The organism is Erwinia sp. MYb416, from assembly GCF_037479575.1.
GTDB lineage: Bacteria > Pseudomonadota > Gammaproteobacteria > Enterobacterales > Enterobacteriaceae > Erwinia > Erwinia rhapontici.
Genome location: NZ_JBBGYT010000441.1, coordinates 122,094 through 135,977 on the forward strand (window position 1 = coordinate 122,094; position 13,884 = coordinate 135,977).

Annotated in this window: 15 protein-coding genes; 5 read left to right on the forward strand and 10 right to left on the reverse strand. The window is 53.6% G+C overall.

The features are described 5' to 3' along the window. Positions 1-37 precede the first annotated feature (37 nt). The 3 genes from WH277_RS23975 to WH277_RS23985 all read right to left on the reverse strand — a co-directional run bounded on the left by WH277_RS23975 (position 38) and on the right by WH277_RS23985 (position 2,409). Positions 38-733 (reverse strand): fimbria/pilus chaperone family protein, encoded by a 696-nt coding sequence (locus tag WH277_RS23975; protein ID WP_159336787.1) that lies wholly within the window; start codon positions 731-733, stop codon positions 38-40. Positions 734-804: 71 nt separating this feature from the next. Next, positions 805-1,515 (reverse strand): hypothetical protein, encoded by a 711-nt coding sequence (locus WH277_RS23980; RefSeq protein ID WP_339507227.1) that lies wholly within the window; start codon positions 1,513-1,515, stop codon positions 805-807. 243 nt (positions 1,516-1,758) lie between these two features. Continuing rightward, positions 1,759-2,409 (reverse strand): hypothetical protein, encoded by a 651-nt coding sequence (locus WH277_RS23985; protein ID WP_133842577.1) that lies wholly within the window; start codon positions 2,407-2,409, stop codon positions 1,759-1,761. A gap of 353 nt (positions 2,410-2,762) precedes the next feature. On the opposite strand from WH277_RS23985, the gene WH277_RS23990 reads away from it, so the two are divergent. Continuing rightward, a complete protein-coding gene (locus WH277_RS23990) occupies positions 2,763-3,107 on the forward strand; it encodes a DUF4156 domain-containing protein (protein WP_133842576.1) in 345 nt (114 codons plus the stop codon). 87 nt (positions 3,108-3,194) lie between these two features. Here WH277_RS23990 and epmB read toward each other — a convergent pair whose 3' ends face one another. After that, positions 3,195-4,223 carry an EF-P beta-lysylation protein EpmB gene (epmB, locus tag WH277_RS23995; RefSeq protein ID WP_133842575.1) on the reverse strand — a complete coding sequence of 343 codons (1,029 nt, stop codon included), beginning with the start codon at positions 4,221-4,223 and terminating at the stop codon, positions 3,195-3,197. Between the two features lie 41 nt (positions 4,224-4,264). Here epmB and efp point away from each other — a divergent pair, with 41 nt between their 5' ends. From efp to WH277_RS24010, 3 genes are all read left to right on the forward strand, one after another. Continuing rightward, positions 4,265-4,831, forward strand: coding sequence for an elongation factor P (gene efp, locus WH277_RS24000; protein WP_133842574.1), 567 nt, complete (start codon positions 4,265-4,267; stop codon positions 4,829-4,831). Between the two features lie 61 nt (positions 4,832-4,892). Continuing rightward, positions 4,893-5,018 carry an entericidin A/B family lipoprotein gene (locus WH277_RS24005; RefSeq protein WP_133842573.1) on the forward strand — a complete coding sequence of 42 codons (126 nt, stop codon included), beginning with the start codon at positions 4,893-4,895 and terminating at the stop codon, positions 5,016-5,018. A gap of 109 nt (positions 5,019-5,127) precedes the next feature. Then, positions 5,128-5,259 (forward strand): entericidin A/B family lipoprotein, encoded by a 132-nt coding sequence (locus tag WH277_RS24010; protein ID WP_133842572.1) that lies wholly within the window; start codon positions 5,128-5,130, stop codon positions 5,257-5,259. 41 nt (positions 5,260-5,300) lie between these two features. Here WH277_RS24010 and WH277_RS24015 read toward each other — a convergent pair whose 3' ends face one another. Genes WH277_RS24015 through frdA form a run of 5 tightly spaced genes read right to left on the reverse strand, consistent with a single transcriptional unit; the run spans position 5,301 to position 9,160 of the window. Next, on the reverse strand, positions 5,301-5,825 hold the full coding sequence (locus WH277_RS24015) for a lipocalin family protein (protein WP_212813344.1): 525 nt from the start codon (positions 5,823-5,825) through the stop codon (positions 5,301-5,303). 44 nt (positions 5,826-5,869) lie between these two features. Further along, entirely contained in the window at positions 5,870-6,226 is a 357-nt protein-coding gene (frdD, locus tag WH277_RS24020; protein WP_205945503.1) for a fumarate reductase subunit FrdD, read from the reverse strand. Between the two features lie 9 nt (positions 6,227-6,235). Further along, positions 6,236-6,631: a fumarate reductase subunit FrdC gene (gene frdC, locus WH277_RS24025; protein WP_159336790.1), complete on the reverse strand. Its 396-nt coding sequence runs from the start codon at positions 6,629-6,631 to the stop codon at positions 6,236-6,238. Between the two features lie 11 nt (positions 6,632-6,642). Beyond that, positions 6,643-7,377 carry a succinate dehydrogenase/fumarate reductase iron-sulfur subunit gene (locus WH277_RS24030; protein ID WP_227535187.1) on the reverse strand — a complete coding sequence of 245 codons (735 nt, stop codon included), beginning with the start codon at positions 7,375-7,377 and terminating at the stop codon, positions 6,643-6,645. Then, positions 7,370-9,160 (reverse strand): fumarate reductase (quinol) flavoprotein subunit, encoded by a 1,791-nt coding sequence (gene frdA, locus WH277_RS24035; protein ID WP_339507231.1) that lies wholly within the window; start codon positions 9,158-9,160, stop codon positions 7,370-7,372. Before frdA ends, WH277_RS24030 begins: the two co-directional genes overlap by 8 nt. A gap of 314 nt (positions 9,161-9,474) precedes the next feature. Here frdA and epmA point away from each other — a divergent pair, with 314 nt between their 5' ends. Further along, complete coding sequence (epmA, locus tag WH277_RS24040) at positions 9,475-10,452, forward strand: elongation factor P--(R)-beta-lysine ligase (RefSeq protein ID WP_133842567.1); 978 nt, start codon at positions 9,475-9,477, stop codon at positions 10,450-10,452. Between the two features lie 96 nt (positions 10,453-10,548). On the opposite strand, the gene mscM is transcribed toward epmA, so the two are convergent. Next, entirely contained in the window at positions 10,549-13,884 is a 3,336-nt protein-coding gene (gene mscM / locus WH277_RS24045; RefSeq protein ID WP_339507233.1) for a miniconductance mechanosensitive channel MscM, read from the reverse strand.

Below are 13,884 nucleotides of genomic sequence, written 5' to 3' on the forward strand. Positions count from 1 at the left end.
GGTAATGAGTGCAGTAAATTTCCTTTTACCGCCGGGGTCAATGTGTCACCGACATTTCAACATTGCCGGTGTCGAAGCCATATTTCGACACGGTTTCAATACTGACCTTCTGCGTGCCAGTGAGCTGTGCGGCTTCTTTCACCATCACGGGCACCGTCTGCTGCGGCAGAACATAGGTTTTGGTCAGCAGTGCGTTTTTCCCCTGTGGAAGCAGCTTGATTTGTTGTGACAGCCTGACCACATAGGGACTGGGATTGTGTACCGTCAGCTTATTGCCGTTGAGGTTCCAGACCAGTGCTTTCCATGGATCGGCGCTCATGGCTAATCCTTGTGGATGAATAATCACTGGAATATTTTGGCGAATATTAACGTCAATTCTGTTTTCATCATTGCCTGTTTTCGGCCGGATGCCTTCGAAGGTGACACGCTTCAGATGCTCAACCTGGAGTGGGCGGTCACTATTAAGAATAAAACGCACCAGCTGGGTTTTCCCGGCTTCCAGGCGCATGACGGGCTGAGTGGCATACAATTTGGGCTGCGGATCGTCAGGTAAATCGTGAATTTTGACATACAGCAGTTCTGTCTGATCGTCAGTATTGGTGACATTGATGCTGCCGCCGCCATCCTTTTCAAGAATAAACAGCATGGGGGTTTCTGGTTTCATGGTGGCGTAAGACGCTGCTGTCCAGGAGCAGCAGAGTAGAGCCAGTGTGGTCAGGGTAAAGGAGCGCATGGTACCTCTGTAACAAGAACGGAGTGCTACGGGTTGTAACACTCCGGTATTTAGGTGAAATTAATCTGGGATTACAGGTAAACCAGATCGTAAGTCGCTTCACCTTTGATATCGATTCTTTCAGAGGTTTTCAGCTTGGATGCCGGGGAAATAAACGGGGTGAATTCCAGCCCGATGGTATGGCTTTTACCCATAACAGGCGCATTGCTTTTATCCCCTGTAGTCCAGGAGTACATCTTCTGGCCGGTACCTGAAATAAGGCGGCTGGTGTTATCAAAAGTACTCCAGACGTTAGACCCCACAGGAGCAATGATGAAATTGCTCACGCCAACCTGGTCTACATTTGTGCTATCGGTGTCGAGCTTCACCATATAACCGCCGATTACCGCGCCGTCAGAGGTTGCTCCCAGGCTGAAAATTTCGGGCACCTGTAAGCCCATATAGTAAACCTGGCCCGCTTTTTCTGCGACATCGGTGGGTTGGATGGCAACGGCTGTGGCGGATGGGCAGTCAATCCTAATTTGCAGTTTTGATACGGGTAGGATTGTGTCTTTCGTCAGGTTCAGATTATCGGCTATCAGTTTTCCTAACTTAATGCTCGTTGAACCGACACCTTTACCAATATCGCATGACGCAGGAATAATCATGCCATCAACTTTTACAGTGAACTGTGATTTGCCTGCATTGGCCATGCCCGATGTTGCGATAGCGGCCAACAGAGACAGGCCCAGCGCGGTCTTTTTAAAATTCATGTGTGTATAGTCCTTATACGTTTTATTCATGAAGAAAATACTCTCCTGTGAGAGTAAGGGGAACGCTTAATACTTAATGCGGGTTTCCTTGAATTCCACTTTCACTTGGATATTCCCTTTTTAACCTAACATGCAGAAGGCAGGATTAAATGTCGCATGTTTGTTTTTTTTAACTTTATCAAAGGTTGTCTGATGTATTTTGGAGGCTTATTTTTACATCTATTGATGTAGGGTTAACTAATTAAGTTAAAATAAAAATAGCAAATGAGATTTTTACAGATATACAATTTCAAACGTTGTCATTCCATCGATTTTTATTGCATCTGCCTGATTTAAATTGAAGATGAAAGGCTTCAGGATGATGTCAATATTAACCTGACGTGCGCTTCCTGGTGTTATCTGGCTACCCCAGGAGTAAATGTTTTCACCGGATGGAGTCAGCCTGAACTGCCCGGTGCGCCAGCTAACCCCTTCGTTATCTGAAACCAGCACGTTAGGTATAACTCTTCCGTCCATTCGCGAGTGTTCAGGGTCAATCAGGGCGAGGTAGCCACCAATTGCCTGTCCTTTATTTGTCAGGCCAAGGCTGAAAATATCACGCTGCTGTTCACCCGCCAGCTGAACGTTGCCGGCATTCGGGGCAATGTCTCTTGCGCGAAAAGCAAACGAAGTCGCTCCCTGACATTGAATCATCAAGCCTAATTTTTTTTCGGGCAGTAGCGTTCTGCCCGAATGGGAGCTGCCCTGACCAGCGGCCAGATTTAACTTAATGCTTCCTGGGCTATTCATGCCGATATCGCATGAGCCGGGCATAATCTCGCCCTGCAACTTTATGGTTGTTTGGGAGGATGCGAATATCTCATTAGAGCCTAATGCAAGCAGTATCATCACGGTAAGGGTGAGAGGTGATCTGATTTTTTTCATGCATAGTCCATTATTTATGATGTGTGATAGCAGCCTGACTCGTTATCCTTGAGTGGTAATTGCTGCCTCGATTATACACAGTGCCGTGTTTAATAAAAGTTTGTCTTTATAGTAAAATCTTTATTTGCGTGTTTACTCTTGTTGTTTCAATATGTGATTTTTTTGGAGCGATCGTTATTAATATATATTTCTTAACTGGAAATATATCACTTAATGGGTGTTAATTATCACTCTAATGGTGTGTTCAAAAAGCAATCAGTTGCGGGCGCAAGAAAATCAGTAAGTATGTTTTTCTTTTGCCAGTTAAAAGGGTATAAATGGGGTCGTATAATTTTACAATTTTGAGGAAAAGCATGCGTATTCACGTACTGGGATTCTCGGCGCTCGCGCTGCTGCTGGCAGGCTGTAGTTCATCCAACACACTGAGTTCAGCTGGCGAGCGTGTCACCTTTACCGATCAGCAACCAGCAAGTAGCTGCCAGCTGCTGGGCAACGTGACCGGCGCACAAAGTAACTGGTTCTCAGGTTCCGGTGGCGAAGGCAGTTCACTGCGTGGCGCAGCCAACGATCTGCGTAATCGTGCGGCAGAGATGGGCGGTAACGTCATTTATGGTGCCACCAGTCCAACCCAGAACATCTGGTCTAACTTTGCACCGCTCGACAGCAAAATGAGTGGTCAGGTGTATAAGTGCTCGTGATCGTTATGGCCTGATGGGCATTCTGACGATGAATAAAAAAGGGTGGCTTTAAGCGCACCCTTTTTTATTGCTGCAATGCCGCCGCATCTATTCCTGACGTAACTGTAAATCGAGAGGCGTTTTGCTCGGCTCACCCCCAATCTCCCGCGCCAGTTTCGGCACCATATAACCCGAAACCTTACCTAACAGTTCACGCACGATGGCGCGTGCGCGCTGGTCATCAACGTAGAAATGCGCTGCGCCTTGCACCTTATCCAGCACATGCAGGTAATAAGGAAGTATCCCCGCATCAAACAGCGCATTGCTCAGTGCGGCCAGCGTGGTGGCATCATCGTTAATGCCCCGTAGCAGCACGCTCTGATTCAGCAGCGTCACACCCGCACGTTTTAGCATACGCATACCATGGCGCAGGTCGTCGTCGATCTCCTGCGCATGGTTGATATGGGTGACCATCAGCGTTTGCAGGCGTGACTGTGCAAGCCGTTGGCACAGCGCTTCGGTGATGCGTTTAGGGATCACCACCGGCAGACGGCTGTGGATGCGCAGGCGCTTAATATGTGGAATTTGTTCCAGTTCTGCGATCAGCCAGTCCAGCTCGTGATCCTTTGCCATCAGCGGATCGCCGCCGGAGAAAATAATCTCATCCAGTTCTGGCTGTTGTCGGATATACTCCAGGGCTTGCTGCCAGTTGCGTTTATTGCCCTGGTTATCAGAGTACGGAAAATGGCGGCGAAAACAGTAACGGCAATTGACGGCACAGCCGCCTTTGACCAGCAATAACGCACGATTACGATATTTATGTAACAGACCCGGCACCACACTGCTCTGCTCATCCAGCGGATCGGTACTGTAACCCGGTGCATCAACGAACTCCTGCTGCGAGGTAATAACCTGTAGCAGCAGAGGATCCTGCGGATCGCCTTTGCGCATGCGTGCAGCAAAGGCCCGGGGGACGCGCAGGGCGAAAAGACGCCGTGCGTCATGGCCTGAAACCAGATCAGGGTGATGGTGCAACGCTAAAAGTTGCAGTAATTCATTCGGATCAGTGATTACATCGGCAAGTTGATGCAACCATTCTTCTCGCACAGGGGTATTTAGGGTTACAATGTGTGCCATTTTTTTGGCTAAGTACCAGTAATAAATTGTAGAGGGCCTTTATGGCGACTTATTCTAGCAACGATTTCCGTCCCGGTCTTAAAATCATGTTCGAAGGCGAGCCTTATGCCATCGAATCAAGCGAGTTTGTTAAGCCGGGTAAAGGCCAGGCATTCGCACGCGTAAAAATGCGTCGTCTGTTGACCGGAACGCGTGTTGAGAAAACTTTTAAATCTACCGACTCCGCTGAAGGCGCTGATGTAGTAGATACTAACCTGAACTACCTGTACAACGACGGCGAGTTCTACCACTTCATGCACCCGGAAAGCTTCGAACAGCATCCTGTTGAAGAGAAAACCGTGGGCGATGCAGCAAAATGGCTGCTCGACAACGCTGAGTGTATCGTGACCCTGTGGAACGGCAAACCGATCCAGGTGTTACCACCGAACTTCGTTGAGCTGGAAATCACGGATACTGATCCGGGCCTGAAAGGTGATACCGCAGGGACTGGCGGCAAGCCAGCGACACTGTCTACCGGTGCGGTAGTGAAAGTGCCACTGTTCGTGCAGATTGGCGAAGTGATCAAAGTTGATACCCGTTCTGGCGAATACGTTTCACGCGTAAAATAAGCCCAAACCAGTGAGGGCCTGCCCGTCAGGCCCTTATCCTTGACGATGTGAGTTTAAGTATATGTTGAAATTCATAGCTGTTGCATTGTTGATGACCTGCGCGCTCAGCGCCTGTAATACCTTCCACGGCTTTGGCGAAGATGTGCAGCATCTCGGCGGTGCCATCACCGATGCAGCCAATAAGTAACGTCTTCTGGTCTGAAAAATTCCCTTTTTGCTTTGCCATACAGGCAAGCGCATAAATTACAGCTATGCTTACATCGCTGTGCTTTATCTCTAATTAAAAGGAAATTGCTATGAAGAAAAGTATTGTTGCCCTTCTTTCTGTTCTGGTGCTCTCTTCCGTACTCTCTGCCTGTAATACCACGCGCGGCGTGGGTGAAGATGTTGAGGCGGGTGGTAAGGCAATTCAGAAAAGCACGAATTAATCTGTGTGAAAGGCCGGTGCGGTGCACCGGCGATAGCCTTGTCAGCGCTGATTAACCCAAATCAGTTTATCCACGGCAAAGCCTGCTCCGCGTGCTTTAGCCAGTAACTCTGTTTTTACCCCGTCTTGCAGCTGCGGCGTCCGCGATAAAATCCACAGATAGTCCCGATTCGGCCCGCACACCAGCGCGTGCTGGTAATCGTTATCCAGCGCAATCACGTTATAGCCGCCATAAAACGGTCCGAAGAATGACACTTTGAGTGCGGCCAGATCAGAAGGGCCGGTAAAATACGCTTTACCTACACTCTCCTGCCAGCGCTGTTTGCGCGTATTAAAGCCGCGGTTAACCACTTTCAGCCCGCCATCGTCGCGTTTGCTGTAGGTGGCCGTCACCTGCTCCAGGCCACGTTCAAAACGGTGGTCCAGGCGCGCAATCTCATACCAGCTTCCAAGATAGCGTTCGGCATTGAATCCAGAAATGGGGGTAACGCCTTGCGGCGGGGTGGTAGAGCAGGCAACCGAGAGCAGCGCCCCGGCACCTGCGGTGAACATTTTCCATAGCGACATATAAATAAGCCATTCCTTAATGATCGAATGGCTTGAGTATAGGTTTACACGGCGATCACGCCAATTAATGCTACTACGCTTAACAGCGAGGCAATGCCGTAGCACAGCAACTTGCTGGCAGGGATATGCAGTTTCAGGTCATGCAGGCTATGGTGCAGGCGGTGCAGTGCGCACCACAGTGGCATCACAATCACCAGCAGCAGGATGACTCGGCCAGGCAGTGACTGAGCAAATCCCAGAACCCGCTCATAGCTGAACGTCTCTGCCGGTGCCCAGCCTAGCGGCAGCAACAAGCCGACCAGCAGAACGATCACCGGGCTGACCAATGCAGCCCACATGCCCCCGGCACCAAACAGGCCCCAGAAGATGGGCTCATCAGAACGTTGCGGTTGTGTGTTCATTATCACTCCTTAAGCCAGCAGCGACACGGCCAGTACAACGCCGCTTAAAATAATCATCACGATCCATAGCCCTTTAATGATCGGTTCCGGCGGCAGCTTCTCCCCTTTAACGATAATAATTTGTGCTTTTGGGGCCAGGTCAAACCAGGTTTTGCTGTGATGCAAGGCGGCGACGAGTGCCACCAGATTCAGTAGCAGGACGATGGGGTTCTGCAGGAAGGTGACAAAACCTTCCCAGCTTTCCTGCCCCATCTTCAAAGCAAACAGGCCGATAATCAGCTCAATACTGAACCACAGCGCGGGAATGGCGGTGCCTTCGCGCAGCATATACAGACGGTAGAACGGCAGCGACTGCCACCAGCTTCCTGACATAGGACGGATATACGCATTACGTTTCGAGGTCATTTACAGCCTCCTTAATGGGGTTTCAGGGTGGCGATCAGGAAGTCTTTACTGCTCTCCACTTTGCCCTGCTGGATAGCCGCCGCCGGGTCGACGTGTTTTGGGCACACTTCGGAGCAGAAGCCGACAAAGGTGCAGCTCCAGACGCCATTAATGCCGTTAAGCTGCGGCATACGCTGTGCTTTACCCCGGTCACGGCTGTCGAGGTTATAGCGGTGGGCGAGGGTGATCGCCGCAGGGCCAATAAATTCAGGGTTCAGGCCAAACTGTGGGCAGGCGGCATAGCACAGACCGCAGTTAATACAGCCGGAAAACTGATGATATTTCGCCATCTGCGCCGGGGTTTGCAGGCCCGGGCCTTCACTGGCCTCCCGCGGGTTACCAATCACCCAGGGCTTAATCGCCTCCAGACTTTCCATAAAGTGAGTCATATCCACCACCAGATCGCGTTCGATCGGGAAGTTTGCCAGTGGTTCTACTTTGACGCCGGCCGGGTAATCGCGCAGGAAGGTTTTGCACGCCAGTTTGGGGACACCATTCACCATCATCCCGCAAGAACCACAAATCGCCATACGACATGACCAGCGATACGACAGATCAAAAGCCAGGTTGTCTTTGATATAGCCGAGGGCATCAAGCAGCGAGGTGGTTTCATCCCAGGGAACGTCAAAAATCTCGTTACGCGGGACGCGGTCTGTCTCCGGGTTGTAGCGCATAATGTTGATTTGACGGCTTTTGCTCTCACTCATGACCAGGCTCCTTGTGGGTGCTGCCCTCAGAGGCCGCGCCATACACGCGCGCAGCAGGCGGCAGATGGGTAATGGTCACCGGATCGTAAGCGACCGAAGGCGCTCCCTGCGGGTTGAAGAAGGTCAGGGTATGCGCCAGGAAGTGTTCGTCGTCGCGTGTGGTGCAGCCTTCATCCAGCCGCTGATGTGCGCCGCGAGACTCTTTACGTTGAATGGCTGAATGCGCCATACACTCCGCCACATCCAGCCCGTGGGCCAGTTCAACGGCGTACAGCAGTTCGGTATTGAACACGCTGGAGGTGTCGGTCACACGCAGGTTAGAAAAACGCTGCTTCAGCTCCGCCAGCTTATCGATGGTTTTTTGCATCAGCTCCGTGGTGCGGTAGATGCCGCAGCCTTCTTCCATCGCCATGCCCATTTCATCACGCAGCGTGGCCGCATTTTCGCTGCCCTGCTGATTCACCAACCCGTGCAGTCGTTTTTCAATGTCGTTGCGCTGAGCGCTGAGTGCGGCATCCCGCAACGGATGTGGCTGGGAAGCGCGCTGTGCGGCTTGCTCGCCCGCCAGGCGCCCAAACACCACCAGCTCTGCCAGCGAGTTAGAGCCGAGGCGGTTCGCCCCGTGCAGTCCAACGGAGGAACATTCACCCACGGCAAACAGACCCTGGATACGCGTTTCACACTCGGCGTTGGTTTCAATGCCGCCCATGGTGTAGTGCGCGGTCGGACGCACCGGGATCGGAGCCGTAATCGGGTCCACGCCGACATAGGCTTTGCTCAGTTCGCAGATAAACGGCAGACGTTCGCGCAGTTTTTTCTCACCGAGGTGGCGCAGATCGAGATAGACGACATCCCCGCGTGGTGTGGCGATGGTGCGCCCTGCACGCCATTCGTGCCAGAAAGCCTGGGAAACCTTGTCGCGCGGGCCTAGCTCCATATATTTGTTTTTTGGCTCCCCGAGTGGAGTTTCCGGCCCCATGCCGTAATCCTGCAGGTAACGGTAACCGTCTTTATTGACCAGAATACCGCCCTCACCACGGCAGCCTTCCGTCATCAGAATGCCGGAACCCGGCAGGCCGGTGGGATGGTACTGAACAAACTCCATATCGCGCAGTGGGACGCCGTGGCGAAACGCCATGCCCATACCATCGCCGGTGACAATGCCGCCATTGGTGTTGTAGCGATAGACGCGGCCCGCGCCGCCGGTCGCGAGGATCACTGACTGTGCGCGTACTTCCAGCAGCGTGCCTTCCATCATGTTGATCGCGACCAGACCGTGCGCCACGCCATCGTCCACCAGCAGGTCGAGGACGAAATGCTCATCAAGCCGTTGGATTTGCGGGTATTTCAGCGAGGTTTGAAACAGGGTGTGCAGCATATGGAAGCCGGTTTTATCGGCGGCAAACCAGGTGCGTTCAATCTTCATTCCGCCAAAACGACGGACGTTGATGGAGCCATCTTCTTTGCGGCTCCACGGGCAGCCCCACTGCTCCATTTGCGCCATTTCCTGCGGGCAGTGCTGAACAAAGTAGTCCACCACGGGTTGTTCGCACAGCCAGTCGCCCCCGGCAACGGTATCGTGAAAATGAGAATCGAAACTGTCCTGCTCTTGAGTGACGGCGGCGGCACCGCCTTCGGCGGCCACAGTGTGGCTGCGCATCGGATAGACTTTGGAGATCAGAGCAATCTTCAATCGCGGGTTGGCTTCTGCGGCGGCAATCGCAGCACGCAGCCCGGCTCCACCAGCACCAACAATGACTAAATCGGCATTCAGGGTTTGCACAATTTTCTCCCTTATACCCTGCATACGTCGCGCAACATGTGTGTTGCCTGTTTTTCTGCCACGCGAACCATGGTGGGTATTTTGTGTTTGAGATTTTTCCAGAGGCAAAGCGGGTGGCTCTACCCGACAGTCGCGGCCCAGTATAAGGGGGTTAAAATGGCGCCAATTTGATGTGTTCGGGCATTTCGGCGGGTAAGTGATAAAAACCCTTCACTTTTTGTGGAAAGCGTGTTGCTGGTTTTTTCGACGTAGAATTGTGTGTTGCGGCCCGGACAGGTAGACTTCTTGCCCCTACTGACTTTGGAGTAAAAAAGATGAGCGATTCGGCTAGCTGGCAGCCAAGTGCATCTATCGCCAATTTATTAAAGCGTGCGGCGATCATGGCTGAAATCCGGCGTTTCTTTGCCGATCGTGGCGTACTGGAAGTGGAAACCCCGGCCATGAGCCAGGCGACGGTGACCGATGTGCATCTGTTCCCATTCCAGACCCGGTTTGTTGGCCCAGGTGCCGCTGCCGGTATCGATCTTTATCTGATGACCAGCCCTGAATACCATATGAAGCGTCTGCTGGCCGCAGGCAGCGGGCCGATTTTCCAGCTGTGTCGCAGTTTCCGTAATGAAGAGATGGGGCGCCACCATAATCCCGAATTTACTATGCTGGAATGGTATCGCCCGCACTACGATATGTACCGCCTGATGAACGAGGTGGACGATCTGCTGCAACAGGTGCTGGAGTGTGCTCCGGCCGAGACGCTTTCCTACCAGCAGGCGTTTATTCGTCATCTGGAGATTGACCCGCTGTCTGCTGACAAAGCGCAGTTGCGCGAAGCGGCTGAAAAACTGGGCGCTGGCGATCTCGCCCATCGTGAAGAAGATCGCGATACGCTGCTTCAACTGTTGTTTATGCTGGGTGTGGAACCTGAAATCGGTAAAGAGAAACCGGCGTTCGTCTATCACTTTCCGGCCAGTCAGGCGGCGCTGGCAGAGATCAGTACGGAAGATCATCGCGTGGCCGAGCGTTTCGAGGTCTATTTCAAAGGTATTGAGCTGGCGAATGGTTTCCGTGAACTGACCGACAGCCGTGAACAGCGTCTGCGTTTTGAGCAGGATAACCGTAAGCGTGCGGCTGCGGGTCTGCCCGTGCAGCCGATTGATACCCACCTGTTGGATGCGCTGGCGCACGGTATGCCGGAGTGTTCCGGTGTGGCATTAGGGGTTGATCGTATTGTGATGCTGGCACTGAAAGCAGAGCAGCTCAGTGATGTGATCGCGTTCACCGTCGACCGTTGTTAATTCCTCGGCGGGGTGAAACGGGCTGACCGAAAAACAAGGTCAGCCCTTGGGTGTCGGGGGCGATTATTTTTTCCGATCGCCCCATGGTTCAGATTCTTATAACCCGCCCGATTTGTAGTTTCTTGCCGCTGGTGCGCCGTTGCTGGCCGGGGTTTTACGCCCAATAGTTTCCATACGAACCTGGAACGGTGGGAACGGCATTTCCAGCCCGTGTTCCTGATAGCCACGCAGGATCAACTGATGCAGCTCATGGCGCAGCGGCATACGGTGCCCCATTTCTGCCGCGTGAATGCGCAGCTCAAACAGCTGAATACCCTGCTGTAAATCCACCAGGAACGCTTCCGGCTGCGGTGTATCCAGCACGTAGCTGCAACGCTGTGCAGCCGTCAGCAGGACGTTGGTCACTTCTTCGCTGTTGGCTTCAGCCGGTGCCGGGATCGTCAGCACTACGCGGGTGACGGAGTCCGACAGCGACCAGTTGATAAACTGTTCAGTGATAAAGGCCTTATTCGGCACGATAATTTCTTTGCGATCCCAGTCCGTAATCGTCGTGGCACGGGTGTTAATCCGCGTGATGCTGCCGGTGAGTTCGCGGATCGTGACGGTATCCCCGATGCGGATCGGTTTCTCAAACAGGATGATCAGACCAGAGATAAAGTTGGCGAAGATCTCCTGCAGCCCAAAGCCCAGCCCCACGGTTAAACCGGCGACCAGCCACTGTAATTTCGACCAGTCGATACCAATCAGCGAGAACCCCGCCAGGCCGCCAATCAGAATCAGCAGATATTTCGTCAGGGTAGTGATCGCATAACCGGTCCCTGGCGTCAGGCTAAGGTGTTGCAGCAGCGCCAGCTCCAGCAGGGCAGGCATATTGCGCACCAACTGGGTGGTAATGATCAGCACCAGGACTGCGATCATCACCGATCCGAGCGTGATCGGTTGCAGGCTTTCGACGCCCTGAACGGTGGTGCTGACATCCCACAAGCGGATATTTTCCAGGAAACCAAAGGCGGAGTGAATCTCTGACCAGAGCACAATCACGGAGACCAGCGCAATCAGCGTCAGGATTGAGCGTACCAGGCGTAATGACTGTGCGCTGATGGCATCAAGATCAATGACCGGCTCTTCCACATCCACGCTATCGACGGCGGTCTGTTGTGCAGCCACTTCTTCTTCGCCGCGTGCACGCTGAGCAAGGATTTCAGCACGGCGCTGACGGGCGCGATCAAAAGCGATGCGTCGCCGCGGGATCAGCATCCAGCGGCGGATAATATGGTAAATCACCAGCAGCAGGAACCAGATGGCCACCGAGGTTTCCAGACGTGCCAGCAGAGCCTGCGCGGTGGCCAGATAGCCGATGCAGGAAGCCAGTGCCGCCACCATCGGAATGGCGATCATCGCATTCCACAGCACGTTATTAATAAAGTTCTCACCGTTGCCCTCTTTGTCGAGGTGCAGCGGGATACCGGCACGCTTCAGGCTGACGGTCACCATGCTGAGCGCACCACAAATCAGTATAAAACACAGACGCCCGAGGGTGGCTGAGAATTGACGATCTTCGAGATTATCGAAGGCGATCAGCATCATCATCAGCGGCACGACCAGGCCGATGCACAGCGTGTAGAAACGCATAGCGCGTGCCACGCGGGTTTGTGGCCAGCGGAAATGGACGATAAACAGACCCTGAGGACGGGCAAAGGTATTACTGACCATAAAGGCCCACAGCAGCGGTACGCTGGCGGTCACGCCGTCACCGATGGCGATGGCGATAGGATAGGGCCAGGCATGCTGTAAACCGTAACCCAGTGCCGCCCACAGCACCGGCAGCGGTAACGCCACCAGAATCGACCAGAATACGGTACGCAGTGTCAGGCTGAAATGATCCTGGGTGACTTTGCCGACCTTGCTGGAGGCGCGTTCAAGGAATTTACGGAAATGGCGGCGCGAGCTGATACTGAAGCCGACCAGCAGCATCGCGCCCAGCAGAGGCAGCACGGTTTCGCGGCTGGTGACCATCATCACCATTGCGCCACCCAGCTGGCCCAGGGTATCCAGCGACAGCAGACGGTGCAGGTCGCGCGCCAGATCAAGCGGGTAGCTGAAGTCTACCGGGCTGACATCTGCCGTCCAGAACAGATAGCGGTGCGTGGCTTCTTTCACTTCATTTAGCGCATCCACCAGCTGGCTGTTACCGACTTTTAGCTTGGTCACGCCAAGGATCAGGTTATCGCAGCCGGAGAGCAGGGAGGTGAGCAGTTCGCGTTGGGTTTTCAGCTGCGCATCCAGAATGCGTCGCTGTTCTGCGGTCAGATTGCTGTTGTCATCCTGGCGCAGCTGAAGCAGCGATTTCTGACGTTCCAGCAGGTCTTCATAATAGAGACGCTGGACGCGCAGCTGGGCCATTTCGTTATCCAGCTGCTGAGGTTTTGGCATATCTGGCAGACGAGCCACCTGCGCACGCAGCGCTTCGCCCAGCACATTGGATACGCCCAGCCATTGCGACTGTTCACGGATGGTGCTCAGTGCCTGACGAACCTGGATGGTCTGATTGGCGGCGGTGCGCTGCTGCGACGCCACCAGATCCATACGCTGCGCCTGCTGATTCAGTGCGCTGGACAGTTCACGGTTAACGCGGAACTGTTCGGTGATGCCTTTGGGCATATCACCGCTGTTTTCCGCCAACTGTTCTGTGCGGGCCAGCGCCATTTCAGCTTCACGCTGGCGCAGGCTGTTCAGCTGGTTACGTAAATCCTGTAGGTAGGCATCCAGGCTGGCGGCTTTACGCTGGTGTACTTCGGCACGCATACGCGCCAGTTCCTGGCGATTGTTAGCCGACAACTGTGCCAGTTCGAGTTCATCGACCCGGGCTTTTTGTGCCGCAGACTCAGCCTGACGCTGTGCCAGCTGTGCCTGACCCAGCGGTGTGGTCGGGGCGGGTTGCCCCTGTAAACGGCGTTCGATCTCATTCAGCGCCCGGCGGGCTTCTGTTTGTTGCTGCGGTAACTGGGAAAGTGAATCACTGATTTCGCGTGCGCGATCCTGCTCCTGCTGAACCTGGCGGCTCTCTTCCAGCAACTGGCTGCTGACCTGTAAGATCTCCTGATCAAGGTCAGCGGCACTCATGTTGCTGCGCAAAGGCTTGCTGCTGTCCGTCAGCGTGACGACCTGCTGACGTAACTCGCGGGAAAGTTTAGGAAAATCGTCAATGACCTGCTGGTAATCCTGAGTGAGGTTGAGCGAGTTTTGACGCTCGTCCAGCCAGGTTAGCGTGGATTGCAGGGCATCGACGATAGCCGTCTGATTCGCCGACGTCTTGTCTGACTTCGCCTCTTCCAGCTGCTGTTTGATCAGCGATGCATCCGGTGCGCTGGCGGCATAAACCGGCTGGAGTAAGCTCCAGCCTAATAAAAAAGTGAGAATCAGACGTGACAT